Here is an 18183-nt window from a genome sequence, read left to right as displayed (position 1 = left end):
TGAACATAAAGCCCACAAGGCGTATCCGGTCGCGCCCGGCGTAGTGTACGGGATTTCAGGGCAGGCTATGACCCGCCGGAAAAAATCCCGCGTTTCGCCTTGTATGTAAGTGCCGCCTGGCGCGCGTGCGTCGGGCGGCACAACACTCAGTCTGTGACTGGGTCAGCAATGGAATGCCAAACGGCCTTCCACCATTACCTTAGTTTTCTTCAATGGTAATGGCGCTGACTTCACAGACTTCAACACAGGATTCACAGCCAAGGCATTCTTCAGCGTTTACGGGTTCGGACTTGCCGTCCTTGATTTCGTAAACTTCAACAGGGCAAACATCCACGCATTCGCCACAGCCGATGCACTTGTCCACGTCAACATTCACATTGTAACCCATGATGTCCTCCCAATAGGTTGTCTTGCTTGATCACACAAGCGGATAAAATTAGCTTGTGCAATTGGATAGCTTTAGCCTACCCCCCTGTCAAGTGCCCTTTGTTCTCTGCCTGAAAAGCCCCGCAATGCGTTGATTTTCAAGCTTATTGCCTGTGATGGGCTCAAAAAGGAGGCACATTGCCATGCCCCGCCAGGACCAGTTCAAAGGGGCGTAATCCGCCCTGTCAGGGCATTATTCTGGCGTAATATCCCTTGCCGTCACGCATGACCTGCAAAAGCACCTGCCCGGCCATGCGTTCACGCCTGAATGCCTGCAGCAGGTCTTCCATCTTGCGTACGGGGCTGGCCCCCACAGCGGTGACGGCATCGCCCTTGCGCAAGAAGCTTGAAGGCCCCTGCTTGTTGACGCTGTTCACCAAAACGCCGCCTGATGTCTGCACCGCGCTGAAACCCCACCGTTTTTCCATGAGGGCACGGGCGCTTTCGTCAATAAAGGGCGCAGGGACAACCTCGGTTGTTATGGACCCTCCATCCCGCCGCAGGCCCAGGCGCAGTTTCGCGTCTGGCGTCTGGTTGCGCAAAATATCAAGATAGTCGCGCCGATCGCGCACGGGCGTCGCATTGATGGTATCTAGAATATCGCCGGGGCGTATCTGGGCCTTCTCGGCAGGAGTGCCGGGAAAAACCGTATTGATCAGCACGCCGCGCGCGCTCTTGAGCCCAAGCGCCATGGCGGTCTGCACGTCGATATCCTGCACGTCAAGCCCGAGCCACAGGGGAGCGACCTTGCCGCTGTCCACAAGGTCGGCCATAACCCGGCGGGCCTTGTTGACGGGAATGGCAAAGCCTATGCCCTCGGCCCTGGCGTCCACGGCGGTATTGATGCCGATGAGCACGCCCTCCAGATTGAGCAGGGGGCCGCCGCTGTTGCCGGGATTAATGGCCGCATCAGTCTGTATGAGGTCGGTAAAGGCATTGTTGCGGTTGCGAATGGTGCGCCCCAGAGCGGAAACCACGCCGGTTGTGACCGTATGGCTGAAGCCAAAGGGATTGCCGATGGCAATGACGGTCTCGCCCGGCATTACATCGTCAGAATCTCCAAGGCGCACTGCCGGAAGATTTTGTGGGGCCCTGATCTCCAGCACAGCAATGTCAAAATCCGGGTCAGCCCCGCGCACGATGGCGGGGAACTCCCGGCCATCAAGCAGGCGTACCATAACTTCGTCGCCGCCCGCGATTACATGGGCGTTGGTAAGCACAAGCCCCTTTTTGCCGTCAACGATAACGCCTGTTCCCAGGCTTTCGCGTTTCTGGCTGCCGGAGGAGGGGCCGCCGAAATCCGGCCCAAATCCAAACCCCGGCCCGAAAAACTGCTCCAGAGGCGAAAGGTATTGCCCCTGTATCACATGGGTGCTGGTGATATTGACCACAGCCGGAGCAACGGCCTGCACGGCGCGGACCACAGGGGTCATGCGCGGGCTGTTTTCCTGAGGGACAGCGCCTGCCTGCACAGGGGCAAGGGTGAGCAGCCCGCCGGAAAGAAATGTCAGCAACGTCCAGTAGAGCGCCCAGGCCAGGGTGCGCTGGATGCCGCAAAAATGCCGCTGTCCGCACATGGAGCGAACTTTTGAGCGAACTTTTGTGGGAACTTGAGCGTATATGGTTGAGAGTGTTTGCGTCATTGGCGAAAGTCCTCGGTTTCGTATGCACTTCATAATAAGCACCCTCAAGTGATCGTAAAGGGCAGCCAGACATATTCTTCCTGTTTGTAGACTCTCGCCCTTGCGCACAGAAAAGGGAAAGGCTAGATAAAAATTATGAACGACAACACTTCACAGCTTTTTTCATCCCCAACGGCGCTTGAACGTATTTTCCCCGACCTGCAAATCGATCCTTTACGCAAGCAGGACCTGGACGCGGCCCAGGCGCACCTTGACGACCTCACCAAACCCAGAGGCAGCCTTGGCAGGCTTGAAGACCTGGCCCGCAGGCTCTACGCCATGCGCAGGGGGCAGTTGCCCCTGCGGGTACATCCTGCGCTTATGCTTACTGTTGCGGGCGACCATGGGGTGGCGGCGCAGGGCGTTTCGCCCTTTCCGCAGGCCGTGACGCGCCAGATGGTGCAGAACTTTTTTGGCGGCGGCGCGGCCATCAATGTCTTGTGCCGCAGCACGGGCATGGAACTGCGCGTTGTGGACGCCGGATGCGCTGGCGGCCCTTATGCGCCAAACCCCATGCTGCTGGACTGCCGCCTCGGTGACGGCACGGCGGATATGACGCTTGGGGCGGCCATGAGTGTGGAAACCTGCCTCAAGGGGCTGCGTGCTGGCGTCAAGCTGGCCCATGACGCCGCAGACAAGGGGTATCAGTGTCTTGGCGTGGGGGAGATGGGCATTGCCAACTCCACCTCGGGCACGGCCCTTTACTGCGCGCTGCTGAACCTTGAACCAGAGGTCATGGCAGGGCCGGGGGCAGGGGCCGACGCGGCCATGGTGAAGCACAAGGCCCAGATAGTGCGCAAGGCTTTGGCCGTTAACGAAAAAGCGGTGCGCAGCGGCGACCCCGTTGAAGTTCTGGCTGCGCTTGGCGGGCACGAAATCGTGGTCATGAGCGGCATCATGCTGGGCGCGGCCTCGCGGCGTTTGCCCGTGCTGGTGGACGGCTTCATTTGCAGCGCGGCCTATGTGGCGGCTTTGCGCATATGTCCGGTTTTGGCGGAGTATGCCGTGCTGTCTCATGCCTCGGCAGAGCAGGGGCATGGTCGGGCACTGGCCCGGCTGGAACAGGCCGCGCCCGATCACCGGCCTTTGCTGCACCTCGACATGCGGCTGGGCGAGGGCACAGGGGGAGCCGTGGCCTATGGCCTGTTACGTTGTGCCGCAGACATCTATAATGATATGGCTACGTTCAGCGCTGCTGGTGTGGCGGAGCAGACATGCTGACCATGACTGACGATGCCAGGACGGATTCGTCCACGCTTGGTGCGGACGGCGTGGCGACAGACCTCGCATCGAAACTCGCCGAGGGGCTCGCTGCAGACCCCGCCGCAGCACCTTTGCTCGAACTGCGCGAAGTTTCACGGCGTTTTGCCGTCAGACGGGGTTTTTTTGCCGAGCAGCGCCTTCTCACGGCTGTGGATGCCGTGAGCCTTCGTCTTTTCCCCGGCGAAAGTCTGGGGCTTGTGGGCGAATCGGGCTGCGGCAAATCTACCCTTGGACGGCTTGCCTGTGGCCTGCTTGCACCTTCAGAGGGGCAGGCTTTGCTTGGCGGCAGGGAATTGCCTCCAGCCGGGGCAAACAGTTGGGCCGCCGGGCAGATTCAGATGGTTTTTCAGGATCCTTTTTCTTCGCTTAACCCGCGGCTTTCCGCCAGGGCCTCCATTGCCGAGCCTCTGGCCGCCCGCAACATCCCCCGGGGCGAGCGCCTCAGGCTGGCAGACGAGATGCTTGCCACGGTTGGGCTTGAAGGCATGGGCGGCAGGTACCCCCACGAATTTTCGGGCGGCCAGCGTCAGCGCATAGCCGTGGCCCGCGCGCTTATCACCCGGCCTCAGGTGGTGGTGTGCGATGAACCGGTGTCAGCTCTGGACGCTTCGGTGCAGGCGCAGATACTCAACCTGCTGCGCGACGTGCAGGAACACTTTGGGCCAGCCTATCTTTTCATTTCGCATGACCTTTCCGTGGTGGGCTTTTTGTGCAGGCGCATTGTGGTCATGTATCTGGGACAGGTGGTGGAGGAAGCCACAGCGGAGCAGCTTTTTTCCGGCGCGGCCCATCCCTACACGCAGGCGCTCATGACCGCCATGCCCACGGGCGAGGGCGGGGGCTATCTTGCCCCGCCGCTGGAAGGCGAACTGCCCAGCCCCCTGGACCCGCCGGACGGCTGTCGTTTTCATCCCCGTTGCCCGAAGGCGCAGGATATTTGCCGCCGCGAGGCTCCGGCCTGGAAGGAGCGCGCCCCGGATTGGCGGGCACGCTGCTGGTTTGCCTGACAAACGCCGGGCAGGGCACCTGAAGCACGGGCTGAAAATGCCGTTTTTCCTGTTTTTTCTAAAATCTCCAATTGACGCTTATCGTTATGAAAAGTCGGCTTTCAGGCATGCCTGAAAGCCGACTTCATCCTTTACCGCACCGAACTGGCCATGGGCTTTGGAACATCCCCCTTCAAACCAGAAAACCCCTTGTGGCATACGTAACCACAATAAGAGTTTTAGGAAGTGGGGGTGTGGGGGAGGGACCCTTTTGCAAAAGGGTCCTTCCCCCACAAAGCATTTCAATTCCAACGCTAAATGACTCTAACCGCCCTTGCGTTCCATCTCTGCCCCACGGGCGTCAGCGGCCAGCACGGCGTCAACCAGAAGGCCGGTGAGGCCCGCGCGGTCCAGCACATTCACTCCGGCAATGGTCAGGCCGCCGGGCGAGCAGACGTTGTCCCGCAGTTGACCGAGGGGAGAGGCATCCTGCTCCGCCATGCGGGCCGAACCGGCAAAAAGGGACGTGACCATCTGCCGTGACTGGGCGTGAGTGAAGCCCAGCGTGACTCCGGCCTGCACAAGCCCCTGCATCATGGCAAACACATAGGCCGGGCCCGCGCCAATGAGCGCGGAAAAGGCCGTGAACTTTTCTTCAGCCAGTTCAACGCACTGCCCCAGAGTGCCGAAGACCTGCAAAAGGCTTTGCTTGCAGCCCTGGGAGAGTTTGGGGTCCTCAAGGCACAGGGCGAATACGCCCATGCCCACCAAGGCTGGAGTATTGGGCATGCAGCGCACCACGGGGCAGGCGTTTTCGGCCCATTGGGCAAGGCTGCCGCTGGTGATGCCCGCAGCCACGGACACAAGAACCTTGTTTGCGTCAAGCGCGGGGCGCAGTTGCTGCACCACTTCCCGCATCTGGTACGGCTTGACCGCCAGAATAATGATGTCCGCATTTTCAGCCACGGCAAGGGGACTTGTCATGACCCGTACCCCTGCCTCTTCAAGCGGACGCATGCGCGAGGCTGTGCGGTTGTAGCCGCACAACGCGTAAGCGTCTGCCTGGTCCTGGTTACGGCCCGCACTGCGGGCCAACCCGGCCAGAATGGCTCCACCCATATTGCCGCAACCCACACAGCCTATGCGCATTGTCATGATTTACTCCGAAATTTCCAGGCCACTGAAGAAATAGCCTATTTCAAAGGCGGCGGTTTCCTGAGCGTCCGAACCATGCACGGCGTTGGCCTCAATGCTCTGGCCGTACTTGGCGCGGATGGTTCCGGATTCGGCCTGCGCGGGATTGGTGGCGCCCATGAGGGCCCGCCAGCGGGGCACAGCATCTTCACCGCGCAGCACCACGCAAACCAGGGGGCCGGAGGACATATAGTCCGTCAGGCTGTCGAAAAAGGGACGTTCACGATGGACGGCGTAGAAACCGGCGGCCTGAGCCTTGGAAAGATGCAACCTTTTGAGGGCCACGATCTTGAGCCCGGACGCTTCCATAGCCGCCAGTATTTCGCCGGTGAACTGGCTTGCAACGGCATCGGGTTTGATAATGGCAAAGGTGGATTGCATCATGACACACTCCTTAATCTGATAGGATGAAGGCGGGGCGCCGCATACGCCCCGGCGCGCCCCTTGCGGCGCGCTGCCCGTCCGGTACGGCTCCCCATCGGAGCCAGCGGCGGGCAAATTTGTTTACAGTCGGCGCTCAGGGCATCGTCATAGTGAGGATGCCCGGGCGGCCACATGAGCAAAGGCCCGGCACGCGCGGACGCGCCAGAGGCAGAAAACATTGTCCCTGGCTTGTGGCGTGACGACCTTTAGCGCGGCTACCTTGCAAATTTTTCTGCTGAACCGGCAGCCCTTTCCTGCGCGAGGCGCCAGACGAGCCGCCGCAAGGGCACAAGGGCAACTTGTTCCTTGTCCTGCCAGGTTCGCAGGGCGCGCAGGGTCTCTTCATAGGGGTGGCCGATGGCCACCGCGTAGCCTCTGGCGCGGGCCTTTGCCGCCGCCTGGTCCAGTGCGGACAGGATGGCGGGCGTCTGGCGGCTTGTGTCAAGAAAGACATCCCGCACGGCGCTTGCCATGCCCAAAGCCCGTGCCTGCACATTCAATTGTGAATCCGGGGTAGTGAGGCTGTCCAGCACAAAAAAGCCCGTACCTTCAAGCCAGGCGCACAGGCGGCGGCAGGAGGCCGCACTGCCAGTGAAGGCTGATCCCATATGGTTGTTCAGGCCGATGGCCGACGGCAGGGCTGAAAGATTGTCCTTCAGGGCAGCCCTGATCTGGCCGGGTTCCATCTCAGTACGCAAAGCCCCCGGCCCGGGTTGCGGGCGTTTGCCGTCCGCTCTGGCCAACGGTTCCATAGGCACATGGGCCATGACGTCGAGCCGCCGTTGTGCGGCCACATCCGCCGTTGCACGCGCGTGCGGCGCGCGCGGCCATATGGCCAGGGTCACAGGATAGGGCAGGGCGGCCAGGGCTTCCGCAGCGCTCAGGCTTTGGCCCATATCATCAATAACCAGCGCAAGGGCGGGCCGGGGCAGAGGTATTGCCAGATCAGCCAGTTGCGCCTCGCGCCCCGGAAAAAGGAACCGGTGCGTGAGAAGGCCATTATCATATATGTCCAGACTTCCCGCATCCGTCCAGGCGATGCGGATTTTGCCATCAGCAAGGTCTGGATCAGGCAAACCAGTTTCTCTGTCGGCCAGGGCAGCGCCGCCTTTGGCGCTGGGAGCGTTTTTGCCATGCAGGCCGCCAAGGGCGGCCTCTTCAGCCGCGAGCTTTTTTCTTTCCGCCAGAACCCTGGCGTCTGGCCGGGCCAGCTTGTCCAGCAGCCCCAGGCCAAGGCGCAGCGGGGCGCACGGGCCTGTCACTGTATAGACGCGAACCGCCGGAGCTTCCGGGCTGGCGGCAGCGGGAAGCTCGGCTGCCTGTCCCGACGCACCAGAGGGCGCGCCGGAGGAGGCGCTGCCGCCAATCCGCGCGTTTTTCGCCATACCCTTGAGGTCAGTAGTGCTGCCAAGGCCGCCGTAGGGGCCGTCGCCATAATCGCCGTGAGGGGCACCCCCAAAAGGGGGAGACACAAGTTCCCGCCGCCATCGGGCGGCAGGCAGCGTTTGCGGCAAAACTTCTTCCACCACTTTGTCCAGAGCATCCAGTCTGTCCTGAGCACTGGCGGCGTCTCTGTCTGGCAGGGGTTTTGGGCCCGAAGGGGCGGTCATCGGGTCGCTGGCGGCGTCCGTCATTGCTGCGGACTGATCCCCGACAAAGGGGTCAGGCTCGCCATGCCCAACCCACAGGGCAAGGGCCAGACTGGCCGCCAGCCAGATCCCCCCGCCCAGAGCCATGCGCACAGATGCGGAAAGCCTCCCGCCCGGCCACAATGGGCCAGTCTGGAGGCTTTCCGTATCACTTTTATGCCGCATGTGCTGTCAGGTGACGCCCGGCGTCAATCTGCCTTGATTTCACGCATCTTGGGCAGGCTCTTGACCATCTGCAGGCCCATGCGCAGCTGATTGTCACGCGCAAGCTGTTCCTGCGCGTCATTGGCCGTATTTTTGCCCTTGGCCGCCTTCTTGTCCGGTTTGGTTTCAAGGTGGCGGTTCAGGTCCTGCTCGCGCAGCATCATGCGCGGGTTATCCTTGTCTTCGGTGCGGGGCGCTTCAAAGGGAATTTCCAGGTCAGGCACGATGCCTTCGGCCTGAATGGAGCTGCCGTTGGGCGTGTAGTAAAGGGCCACCGTAAGCTTGAGGCCGGAGCCGTCAGCCAGGGGAATGATGTTCTGCACAGAACCCTTGCCGAAGGAGCGTTCGCCCACAATGAGGGCGCGCTTCTGGTCGCGCAGCGCGCCAGCCACGATTTCAGAGGCAGAGGCGGAACCCGCGTTGATGAGAACCACCAGGGGAACGCGCACGTCGTCGCCCTGCTTTTTGGCAGTGTACACGCGCTCGGTGTTCTCGCGGCGGCCCTTGATGGAAACGATGGTTCCCTTGTCAAGGAAGACGTCCGACACGCTCACGGCCTGATCCAGCAGCCCGCCGGGGTTGTTGCGCAGGTCGAGCACGATGCCCTTGATGCCGCCACTGGCCTTGCTTTCTTTTTCAGCGGCCTTGAGGGCTTCTTTCAGCTCGTCAGTGGTGCGTTCGGAGAAGCGCGTGAGCCGCAGCCAATAGTAGCCGTCTTCCAGCTTTTTGGACTTGACGCTGATAAGGGGGATGGCGTCACGCGTGATCCGCACGGTTTGCGGATTTTTGGATTCGTGGTGCAGAATGACCAGCTCAACTTCCGAACCCTTGGGGCCGCGGATGCGCGACACCACTTCCTGAAGGGACAGTTCCTGGGCTGGTTGGCCGTTGATGGACAGAATGATGTCGCCCGATTGCAGGCCTGCACGGAAGGCCGGGGTGTCTTCAATGGGGGTCACCACGGTGATCTGGCCGTTTTCCTGTGATATTTCTATGCCCACGCCAAAGAACTCGCCGGAGGTGGTCTCCTGCATTTCTTTGTATTCATCGGTGTTCATGAAGGTGGAGTGGGGGTCAAGCCCTTGCAGCATACCCTTGACGGCACCGTTGATCAGGTCGCCCTGCGTCACGTCGCGAACATAATAACGCTCCACCAGGTCAAGTACCTGGCTGAAGCGCTTGAGGGCATCAAACTTACTGGGAGCATCCTTGGCCTGCTCTTTGGCCGGTTCCTTGGCAGGTTCCTTGGCTTCGGCGCTGTACGCTATGCCCTGGCACGCCAGAGCAGCACCGAGGAGCAGTGTAAAACCAAGTACATATGAACGGAAAAGAAGACGCATATTGACGTTCTCCACACAGACTGAATGGACGTAAGGGGCACCGCAACATGGCGGTCCTCGGCGCAGAAAAATGGGCGCGCGCCCCGTGACGCCGGAACAGGGCAATTGTGCCCAAACCGGCGAACATCAGTCCATACTGAACTTTTTTGATGAAAAAGGCAAACCAAAAGGCTGGCATTACCGCATGGCAAGCCTGCCTGCGCCCGGACTGACAAGAGAGGAAGAACCTTGCGCAAATTGAAAGAGGGCCGCCAGCATTTGCCAGCAGCCCCCGCCCCCTTTGATAGCCTTGAACACATCGGATTTACTGGTGGCGGTCAGGGGGCGTTACGCCCGGCTTTTCGCCTGAAATCTTGTGTGGTTGCTCCCTCTCGGCCAATCGCTGTTTACGTGGTTGGGCTGCACTGGCGCGCCCTTTGTCAGCGTATCAGCTGCCTGGAGCAATTACTGTTCGAATTGTCTTACTTGCAGCACTCGCTGGCGTTGAAAAAGGCAGCCGTGCCAGCGCCGCACACGGGGCAGGCGTCACAGGGGCCTTCATGGGTGTAGCCGCAGACCTTACAGATGTAGTAGTCGGTCGCGGGCAGACCAGCGGGATTTTCAAGGGCCTTTTTGTACAGGGTGGCGTGCACTTCTTCGACAGTGTTCACAAAGTCGAAATACTTGGCAATGGCGGTTTTGCCTTCTTCCTGCGCGTCCTTGATCATGTCGGGATACATCTTGGTGAATTCATAGGTTTCACCTTCGATGGCCGACTTGAGGTTGGCCACAGTGTCGCCGATTTTGCCCGCATTGCGCAGATGCGCGTGGGCGTGGATGGTTTCGGCGGCGGCAGCGGCGCGGAAAAGCTTGGCAACCTGTTGCAGGCCTTCTTTTTCGGCAGTCTGGGCGAAGGCAAGATATTTACGGTTGGCCTGGGATTCACCGGCAAAAGCCGTCATGAGATTTTCCTGAGTCTTGCTCATTTTTCACTCCTTGCAGTGTGTTTTTTATTGTGTTTGGTTTTATCGAGAACGATTCCTATTTAACCAATAGCCCGGTGCTTGTAAAGCCTTTTTATAATAATTTTACCAGCGCTGTGCGCAAATGCTGATATCTACATAAAATAATTATTCTTTAAGTGCAATTTCATGTTCGGGAGCTGATCTGCCGGCTGTGGGAACAGGCGCTCGTTGTGAGGGGGTAAGCGCAGTATATCCAAAAAGTTACACGCGGAAATTCGCGTTTTGAAACTTTGGCGGTGTATGTTTTCAAGGATACACTGCTCCTCATCTTGTGTCGAATCTCTGGCGTTGGGGACGTGGGCGCGCGTCTGCTTGTTGCCCTTGTGCGGTTGGATCATCAGTCCCGCGAAGGGCGCCCGATTATGGGATGCTTCGCCCTCTCAAGGCCAAATCCTCAGGCGTGCGGGCGCGTGAGCAGTGGATTGACTTTGAAGCTGCAAATGGCCCGAATTCCCCAAGCGTGCGGGCGCGTGCCTCCGGCCAGCACATGCTTCCATATCCTGCTGAATCTAAAGCGCGCGCATTCGTGGAGCGCACGTTTCCACGGTCGCTTCCTTGTCTGCCATATTATCAGGCCTGTGGTCACGCCGGCTGACACGGCATACGCCGTCGCGCCGTCTGCCATCTGGCAGGCCCGCCCCTGACGCAGTCATGACGCTGCCGCCGTTGCCTAAGCCCCCGGCTGCGGTTACACTGTCCGTATGGACGCCCGCAATATTATTGAAAAGCTTGCTCTTACCCCCCACCCTGAAGGGGGGTATTACCGCCGTACCTATCAGTGCGGGCAGATGCTGACGACGCAGGGCATGCCCTGCGGGTTCGAGCAGCCCCGGCCCGTATCGACAGCCATACTTTTTCTGCTGCGGGAAGGGCAGTACTCGCGCCTGCACCGCATACGCCAGGACGAGTTGTGGCATTTTCACCTTGGCGGGCCGTTACGGCTGGTCTGGATAGACCGTGAGGGCCGGGCCCGCGAGGTCATTCTGGGGACGGATATTCTCAACGGGCATACCTTGCAGTTCGCAGTGCCCGGCGGCCAGTGGTTCGGGGCAACGCCAGCGGCCGGTTCCGGGTTTTCACTGGTGGGCTGTACGGTCGCTCCCGGTTTTGATTTCACCGATCTGCGCCTGGCCCGACGTCACGAACTGGAGCGGCGTTTTCCCCTGGCGCTTGACTGTATTCGCGAATTCTGCCCGTCAGACGCCCCGGCAAACACTTTGACAGACGGCCTGGTAAACGTCCTGGTTCCGGATTTGCCGCAACATGCGCAACATGACGAAAGCGGCCATGAAGATGCGCCGTTGCGGTGCTGTAAGGGGGGGCACGGGGCATGAGCCGCTACGCCGTTCCTGCCGCCAGCGCGGACCAGCCGCACTGCACGGAAATGATCATCCGCCGCAGCCGCTTTCTTGCTCTTTGCGCCCACACGCCGGGCCCAGCCGCCGCACGCGCCTTTGTTGATGAAATTCGCAGGCGTCACGCGGACGCCACCCATAACTGCTGGGCTTACGCTGCGGGAGCGCCGGGGCATACGGCCCAGATAGGCTCTTCTGACGATGGCGAACCCCACGGCACGGCTGGTCGGCCCATGTTGCAGGTGGTGCTGCACAGCGGCGTGGGGGAGTTGTGCGTGGTGGTGAGTCGCTGGTTCGGGGGGGTCAAGCTCGGCACTGGCGGCCTTGTGCGCGCCTATCAGGACAGCGTGCGCGAAAATCTGTCTTCCCTTCCCCTGGTGGAGCGTGTGCCGAAGGCCTGTCTGGCCCTCACGGTGGAATACGCCCATGTGGACGCCCTGCGCCGCCTGTTGCCAACGTTTGAGGCGCAGACTGCGGCCGAGGATTATGCGGCCCAGGCCCATTTTACGCTGCTGCTGCCTGAAGAACATCTGGCGCAGTTCGAGCTTGCCCTGGCAGGACTGAGCAACGGCTCGGCCCTCTGCCAGCACATTGAAGCGGAAGACGCCTGAGCCGCATTGGGGGCGAGGCTCAGCGGCAATACATTAAGACAATATGCCGAGATAATATGCCGCGCGTGGTTGTTCTGTCTGCGCAGGAGCGACAGGCTGTTGCGCATGTTGCAAGACGGCACGCACGGTGTTTACAGGCAGACCAGCGTGTCACTTTGTAACTGGCATGGCGGCCATGTGAAACGACGCCCGACGTGAAGGCGCGTGTTGTTTCAGCCGTTGCCGCAAGATCTGCGTATGCTTCAAGCCTTGCGGCAAAAAAACCGCGCAAAATAATCAGGATGCGTAACGACACGGCCCTTTTCGTGCAATCGCTGTCGCCATGCAAAGATCGCAAATTTGCCACAATTGCATAACCAAATACAGCTACATACCTTGGTGCGACTGCCGTGAAGGTCAGCATTGCTGCATACCTGCGCGTAATGCGCCGCAAGCGGCGTTGTAGCTGCCTGCGCGCAAACGTCGTCCGGTGGGGCGTCGCGTTTATTCCACCACTTTTACCGGCAGACCAGGGGCAAGGCGCACCTGACCGTCCACGACCACCAGCTCGCCTTCGGCCAATGACCCTTCCACAACGGTGACCCCCTTGTGCTCAAACAGGGCCTTCACCGTGCGGTAGGCCGCGCGGTTGTCCTTGTCCACAGCGTACACATAGGATTCGTCCCGGCCAGACTGCACGGCGCGCGAGGGCACGGTGAGCACCTGTTCCCCCATGCCAAGGGGCAGTTCCACCTGCACGAACTGGCCTGGCCACAGATGGCGGTCGGCGTTTTCAAATGTGGCCCGCAGGCGGATGGTGCCGGTGCGCGTGTCCACAGTATTGTCGATGAGGGTCAGCAGCCCGTATTCTGGCTGCGCGCCCGTTGGCGTGGCGGTAACGGTGACGCTTCCGCTGGCCATGCGGTCCAGTATGACGGGCAGATGGGCCTCCGGCACGGAAAAACCCACATAGATGGGCGAAAGGGTGTCGATGGTCACAATGGGCGCTGCGTCGGTGGATTTTATCATGTTGCCCCTGTCCACATTGAGCGCTCCAACGCGCCCGCTTATGGGGGCCACCACTGTGCAGTAGGCAAGGTCAAGAGCGGCGCTTTCCTCGGCAGCCTTGTCAGACTGCACCGTGGCGCGCAGCGCTGCGGCCTGTGTGGCGGTCTGTTCATAAGCTTCGCGGCTCACATAGCCGCCGCCCACGAGCTTTCCGTAGCGGGCCATGTCGTCCAGGGCCTTGTTGAGCTGAGCCTGCGATTTGGCCAGCATGCCGCGCTTTTCACGCAGCACTGCCTCGAAAGGGCGCGGGTCGATGGTGACAAGAGGTTGCCCTTCCTGCACGTCCTGCCCTTCCGTGAAGTGAACCTGCTGTATTTCGCCCGCCACGCGCGGCCTGACGCCCACAGAGGCCGATGCCCGTACGTTGCCCACCACATGCAGCAGGCGGGGCACATCGGCACGGGCCACAGCAGCCGTGCGCACAGGCGCCGGGGGCGGCCCGGAAGCTTTCTGGTCGTTGCCAAAGCAGCCGTTCAGGGCGGGAAGCAGCGCAATGGTCAGAGCCAGCAGCAGCGCCCGCGGGAGGGGGGCTCGCCGCAGACGCCCCGCAAGGCCGGTACAGGAAAAAAATGGCGTCGGCAGACGGTTGTCAAAGGGCGTCATGGATATATCCTTAAAAAAGCATGGCAGGGAATATGCGGACAGCACAACGCAGGGCTCCCTCAGGGGGCCTGAACCAAAAGCGGGTATGGCCATGCGGACAGGTTGAAGCAAGGGCCGCCCGGCGTCAAGCGAATAGAGGCCTCCGGAACGGCCTATTTGGGCCTGTTCGTCAACATTGACTTTCACCCCCTTCCCGGCATAATTACGCCTCTTTTTTTGCAGCAGGATTTTAACCTTCGCCCACAGGGCGATATAAGGAGTGCGAGTTGGCAAAAAACCGCGCATTGCAGCAGTGGCGGGTGGAGGATTCCATCGAACTGTACGGTATCCGCAATTGGGGTGCCGGATATTTTGACGTTTCCGATGCGGGCGAAGTGGTTATTTGCCCGCAGGGTCCCAAGGGGCCGCAGGTTTCAATACCGGAGATCATATCCGGCCTGCGGGACAGGGGCCACGACATGCCCGTGCTTTTGCGCGTGGAAAATATTTTGGACTCGCGCATAGCGAATATTCACGAGAGTTTTCGCAAAGCCATCAAGAATCTCAGTTATACCGGGGCCTATCGCGGTGTTTTTCCCATCAAGGTTAACCAGCAGCAGCAGGTGGTGGAAAAAATCGCCCAGTTCGGGGCGCAGTACCACCACGGGCTTGAGGTCGGCTCCAAGGCCGAACTTATCGCCGCCGTGTCGCTGATGCAGGACCGCGAGGCCTGCATTATCTGCAACGGGTACAAGGATGAGGAATTCATGGATCTGGGGCTTCAGGCTCTGCGCCTGGGCTTCAACGTCTTTTTCGTGCTTGAAATGCCCAGCGAACTCGGCGTGCTGCTTGAGCGCAGCAAGGTCCTTGGCGTGCGGCCCAACATCGGCGTGCGCGCCAAGCTGGCCGTAAAGGCTGGCGGGCACTGGACGGATTCCGGCGGCGAACGTTCCACCTTCGGCCTTTCTCCCGCCCAGATCGTGGACGTGGTGGATACGCTCAAGGCGCACGACATGCTTGATTGCTTCAAGCTGCTGCACTACCACCTGGGTTCGCAGGTTTCCAACATCCGTGACATCCGTACTGGCGTTATGGAAGGCGCGCGTCTTTACGCGGGGCTTATGGAAGAGGGCGCGCCCATGGGCTACCTTGACCTTGGCGGCGGCCTCGCCGTTGACTATGACGGTTCGCACACCAACTATATTTCTTCGCGCAACTACAGTCTGGACGAATACTGCACAGACGTGGTTGAAGCCATCATGAGCACGCTGGATGAGGCAAATGTGCCCCATCCGCATATTATCACCGAATCGGGGCGCGCCACTGTGGCCTATTATTCGGTGCTGCTGTTCAACGTGCTGGACGTGAGCATTATCGAAGAGGTGCAGCTGCCCGACGTTCTGCCCGAAGGCACGCCCGAACCTGTGCAAAACCTGCGCGAAACGCTGGCCAACATCAGCCTGCGTAACTTGCAGGAATGCTATAACGACGCCATCTACTACCGTGACGAAATGCGGCAGCTTTTCTCAATGGGCCGCGCGAACCTGCGCCAGCGGACGTTGGCCGAGCGTTTTTTCTGGGCCATCATGATGCGTATCGCCCAGGAAAAAACCCGGCTCAAGAACGTGCCCCGCGATCTGGCCGATATTGATGTGAGCCTGGCCGACATCTACTACGGCAACTTCAGCGTGTTCCAGTCCTTGCCCGACACCTGGGCCATTGACCAGCTTTTCCCGGTCATGCCCATCCACAGGCTCAAGGAATTCCCCGCGCGGCACGCCATTATTTCAGACATTACCTGCGATTCGGACGGCCGCATCGACCAGTTCATTGACCCGCAGGGCATGAAGCCCACGCTGGAGCTGCATCCCCTGCGTGACGGCGAGGAATATTATCTCGGCGTTTTTCTTGTGGGCGCTTATCAGGAAACCCTTGGCGACCTGCATAACCTCATGGGCGACACCAACGTCGTGTCCATCCGCGTGGCCGATGACGGAAGCTATGAGTATGTGCGCGAAATTCGCGGCGACTCTGTGGCGGACATTCTGAGCTATGTGGAATATGACCCGCGTCGCATCCTTGAAGACCTGCGCGACACTGCCGAGCAGGCCGTGCGGCAGGGCCGTATCTCGCCCAGCGACAGGTTCTCCATCATGCAGGCCTTTGAAGACGGTTTGCGCGGCTATACCTATTTTGAAAGGTAGCCGCTGCGAAAAAACGCTCCGGTAGCGGGAGCGCCTTTGAGAATGAGGCACTCCTTATTAGAAGCACTTTACCTTTGAAAAAGTGTAACTGCTTTACCGCTGCGCGAAAGCGCAACGCGCCGCAACCAGGCGTGGATTTAGCCGTAAATCGCACTTTTCGGCTGAATGAAAGCTGTGAAATGTGAAGCATCTCAAAGTTAATCTGCGCTAAAATATGCCCGTTACGGCAGGCAACAGAGCAGGCGAACGTACAGCGAATAAAAACAGGCGGCGGGCATTGGCCCGCCGCCTGTTTTTGAACCTTTTACCTTTGAAAACGGTTTCATGCTCTCGTGCAGCACAGAATACAGCGTGATGAAACATGCCGTGGATTCAGCCGAAAATTACGCTTTTCAGCTGCGTGAACGGTGCGCTGGGCAGCATTGCAGCGTTAATCTGACCTCATGCGTCATGTACGCCTGCTAGCCACGGGGCGTATTGCGTACGCTGCCGTGTGACTGCTTGTCCCTGTACATGGCCTGGTCAGCCCGTGAAAGCAGCGCGTCCAGATCCGTTCCGTGGTCGGGGTAAATGGCCATGCCTACGCTGAAGGTAATGGCAACGGGGATACCCTCGCCGGGCAAGCCCTTTGCCAATTCACGGCGCGCATTTTCCAGAGCCTCCCGCGTTCGGGCCTCGTCATTTTCTCCCGGCAGTATGAGTATGAATTCGTCACCGCCTATACGGGCAAGGGCGTGAGGTTTGGGAGCGTATTTGCGCATGGTGGCCGCAAAATGCTGCAATACCCTGTCCCCGGCCTTGTGGCCGTAATTGTCGTTAATTGGCTTGAATTTATTCAGATCCAGATAGTACAGGCTGAATTTTTTTTCAGGGGCGGTTTCGATCCGCTGGCCAAGATCGTTAAAGAGCCCGCGCCTGTTGAAACACCCCGTCAGGGCGTCGATGTACACAATCTCTTCCAGGCGGCGATGCGCCAGAGCCATGTCGTATCTGCGCTGCACCAGCATGGAAACCAGCAGGCTGAGCAGTATGCTGAAGCCAACGTAAAGCCATGTTTCCGTAAGCTGGTACCATGCCCTTTTTGCAGCAAGCTTGAAAAACCACTTGGCGTTGAGTATGTGCACAGGCATTTCCAGGTAGGGTGCGCCCCTGGATTCATGGCTGGCCCCTATGGCGAGTACCTGACGGGTGCCGTCGTACGGGCTTTCGCGCCAGATTTCGTAGGGCAGACCCAGTTCGTCAAGCAGCCTCAACTCCGCAGCTTTCAGTACTTCAGGAAAATTGAGCGCTATGGAAACAATCCCCCAGAACTGCCTGACCTTGTTCTTGCCGGTGGTATAGACCGACAATCGGCCCATCAGCCCCATGCCGCCTGTTATGATGGGTACGGGGCCCGCCATGACCATATGGCTGCTGTGTCTGGCCTGTCGTATTGCCTCCCAACTGCCGAAAGAGTAGGTCAGTATGTCCTTACCCAGCAGCATTTCGTTGCCCTGCATGGGAAATACATGGCTCACTATTCCGTTGGGAGCCAGAACAAGGGCCTGAATACACGGGTCGTCAAGAAGCGCGGCCGCCACCTGCTCAAAACTCTCTATTTTTCCTCTGTTCGTAATGGAAATGGCAGCAAGAGTCTGTGTTTTATAGAAATATTTTGTCAGGATGCTTGTCAGTTTATCTCTTTGCAACGTAAATACGCTTTCGAGTTCAGCGATACGCATCTGCGCGTTGCGCTGCACAAGAAACCCTGCTCCCAGCAAGGTGAGCGACAGTGAAATTGCAAGCGCCACGAAAAAATGCCGACAGTCTTTCAAACATCTGCGCATGCAAGCCTCCATATGCTGCCGGAAATGACTTCACGTTGCCCCCTGCAATCTTTGCCAGATGCAATTTGACAGTAGAGGGCCGCTATCGCGCTTATTGTGCCATGTGAGATGCCTCAGTTCTCAGTCAGATATGGCGGTGTTTGGCATCGCTGTTTTTGCTTGCGCGAAATTGCAGCGTGCAGGTAGTGACAGTGGCATACGCTGCTGGTCAGCATGGGCGCGCTACGGCTGCCCAAATCATGAGAGCGGCATTATATGGAGGCGGATTCAACTTGCAAGTGCAACACCCTCAAAGTTGAATGAAAAGGCAAGGTGGTATAGCCCTTTAGCCTCTCCATCCAACCAAAGATTGAGGGGCGTATGGGCTATGCACACCTTGCCAGGGAA

The 18183-nt window shown here is 59.4% G+C and carries 14 protein-coding genes; 5 read left to right on the top strand and 9 right to left on the bottom strand.

The annotated features are described in order from the left end of the window. Positions 1–199: 199 nt before the first annotated feature. Together BCS36_RS10490 and BCS36_RS10485 are read right to left on the bottom strand one after the other, a co-directional pair. Positions 200–388 carry a ferredoxin gene (locus BCS36_RS10490; protein WP_179981165.1) on the bottom strand — a complete coding sequence of 63 codons (189 nt, stop codon included), beginning with the start codon at positions 386–388 and terminating at the stop codon, positions 200–202. Positions 389–611: 223 nt separating this feature from the next. Next, a complete protein-coding gene (locus BCS36_RS10485; RefSeq protein WP_291302841.1) occupies positions 612–2069 on the bottom strand; it encodes a trypsin-like peptidase domain-containing protein in 1458 nt (485 codons plus the stop codon). Positions 2070–2204: 135 nt separating this feature from the next. Between BCS36_RS10485 and cobT the strand changes: the two genes are divergently transcribed. Together cobT and BCS36_RS10475 are read left to right on the top strand one after the other, a co-directional pair. Beyond that, entirely contained in the window at positions 2205–3329 is a 1125-nt protein-coding gene (gene cobT / locus BCS36_RS10480; RefSeq protein WP_291302840.1) for a nicotinate-nucleotide--dimethylbenzimidazole phosphoribosyltransferase, read from the top strand. Further along, positions 3323–4378: an ABC transporter ATP-binding protein gene (locus tag BCS36_RS10475; protein WP_291302839.1), complete on the top strand. Its 1056-nt coding sequence runs from the start codon at positions 3323–3325 to the stop codon at positions 4376–4378. Before cobT ends, BCS36_RS10475 begins: the two co-directional genes overlap by 7 nt. Positions 4379–4681: 303 nt before the next feature. Here the strand turns inward: BCS36_RS10475 and proC are convergent, their stop codons facing one another. The 5 genes from proC to BCS36_RS10450 all read right to left on the bottom strand — a co-directional run bounded on the left by proC (position 4682) and on the right by BCS36_RS10450 (position 10132). Then, a complete protein-coding gene (proC, locus tag BCS36_RS10470; protein ID WP_291302838.1) occupies positions 4682–5512 on the bottom strand; it encodes a pyrroline-5-carboxylate reductase in 831 nt (276 codons plus the stop codon). 3 nt (positions 5513–5515) lie between these two features. After that, entirely contained in the window at positions 5516–5935 is a 420-nt protein-coding gene (ndk, locus tag BCS36_RS10465; RefSeq protein WP_291302837.1) for a nucleoside-diphosphate kinase, read from the bottom strand. A 254-nt stretch (positions 5936–6189) separates the two neighbouring features. After that, entirely contained in the window at positions 6190–7788 is a 1599-nt protein-coding gene (locus BCS36_RS10460; RefSeq protein WP_291302836.1) for a divergent polysaccharide deacetylase family protein, read from the bottom strand. Between the two features lie 23 nt (positions 7789–7811). Continuing rightward, a complete protein-coding gene (locus BCS36_RS10455; RefSeq protein WP_291302835.1) occupies positions 7812–9167 on the bottom strand; it encodes a S41 family peptidase in 1356 nt (451 codons plus the stop codon). A gap of 461 nt (positions 9168–9628) precedes the next feature. After that, positions 9629–10132 carry a rubrerythrin family protein gene (locus tag BCS36_RS10450; protein WP_291302834.1) on the bottom strand — a complete coding sequence of 168 codons (504 nt, stop codon included), beginning with the start codon at positions 10130–10132 and terminating at the stop codon, positions 9629–9631. Between the two features lie 740 nt (positions 10133–10872). Here BCS36_RS10450 and BCS36_RS10445 point away from each other — a divergent pair. Next, entirely contained in the window at positions 10873–11505 is a 633-nt protein-coding gene (locus tag BCS36_RS10445; RefSeq protein WP_291302833.1) for a cupin domain-containing protein, read from the top strand. Continuing rightward, positions 11502–12137 (top strand): YigZ family protein, encoded by a 636-nt coding sequence (locus BCS36_RS10440; RefSeq protein WP_291302832.1) that lies wholly within the window; start codon positions 11502–11504, stop codon positions 12135–12137. Before BCS36_RS10445 ends, BCS36_RS10440 begins: the two co-directional genes overlap by 4 nt. 483 nt (positions 12138–12620) lie before the next feature. Here the strand turns inward: BCS36_RS10440 and BCS36_RS10435 are convergent, their stop codons facing one another. Then, positions 12621–13787: an efflux RND transporter periplasmic adaptor subunit gene (locus BCS36_RS10435; RefSeq protein WP_291302831.1), complete on the bottom strand. Its 1167-nt coding sequence runs from the start codon at positions 13785–13787 to the stop codon at positions 12621–12623. A 266-nt stretch (positions 13788–14053) separates the two neighbouring features. On the opposite strand from BCS36_RS10435, the gene speA reads away from it, so the two are divergent. Then, positions 14054–15970, top strand: coding sequence for a biosynthetic arginine decarboxylase (gene speA / locus BCS36_RS10430; RefSeq protein ID WP_291302830.1), 1917 nt, complete (start codon positions 14054–14056; stop codon positions 15968–15970). Between the two features lie 461 nt (positions 15971–16431). Here the strand turns inward: speA and BCS36_RS10425 are convergent, their stop codons facing one another. Further along, positions 16432–17796 (bottom strand): sensor domain-containing diguanylate cyclase, encoded by a 1365-nt coding sequence (locus tag BCS36_RS10425; RefSeq protein WP_291302829.1) that lies wholly within the window; start codon positions 17794–17796, stop codon positions 16432–16434. Positions 17797–18183: the final 387 nt, after the last annotated feature.

Source organism: Desulfovibrio sp. MES5 (assembly GCF_002237645.1).
Classification (GTDB): Bacteria; Desulfobacterota; Desulfovibrionia; order Desulfovibrionales; family Desulfovibrionaceae; genus Desulfovibrio.
The sequence above is the reverse complement of the archived record's forward strand: the minus strand, read 5'-3'. Positions and strand labels throughout refer to the sequence as shown.